Raw genomic sequence first — 512 nt, 5'->3', positions numbered from 1 at the left:
TGCCCCCGGCTTGTCCCAGGGTCAGGTCTCCGGTATTCGCAAAGGTCACCGGATCAGTTATGGTTCCGCTCGCCCCGGTCATCTGAACATCGTAGGCCGTCGCAGTGCCCGGAATCGTCAACGTCGTAGCGGTTACTGCATCCTGGAAATCAACCAGGGTCACCGCGTCGGTGACTGCTACCGTTCCAGCTCCCACCGTGCCGGTGAAGGTCACCGTCCCCCCATCACGAAGAGTAAGCGTACCAACCCCGGCCACACTGGTTCCGGAAATGTCCGCTCCGGTAAAATGGCCGGTATCCAGAGTCAAGTCAAAGGTAGCCCCGGTCACCGCGCCTACCGACAGATCACCGGTAGCATCCGTCGCCTGGGTATCTAGGGTTACAGCAGAGCCGAGGGTCACATCACCGAAACTCATCGGCACGTTATTACTCTGGATGGTTCCATTCAAGGTACGGCCAGTGTTGGCGGTTGCCGTCAGCCCCCCGGTAAAGCTTAAACTGCCCCCGGCTTGT

The 512-nt window shown here is 59.6% G+C and carries 1 protein-coding gene; it reads right to left on the bottom strand.

The window, feature by feature from the left end; translation table 11 throughout:
* A partial coding sequence (locus DC28_RS09170; protein ID WP_202962966.1) for a hypothetical protein occupies positions 1-512 on the bottom strand: 512 nt, incomplete at both ends.

Source organism: Spirochaeta lutea (assembly GCF_000758165.1).
Lineage (GTDB): Bacteria > Spirochaetota > Spirochaetia > DSM-27196 > Salinispiraceae > Spirochaeta_D > Spirochaeta_D lutea.
This window is presented reverse-complemented; position numbering and strand designations above follow the sequence as displayed.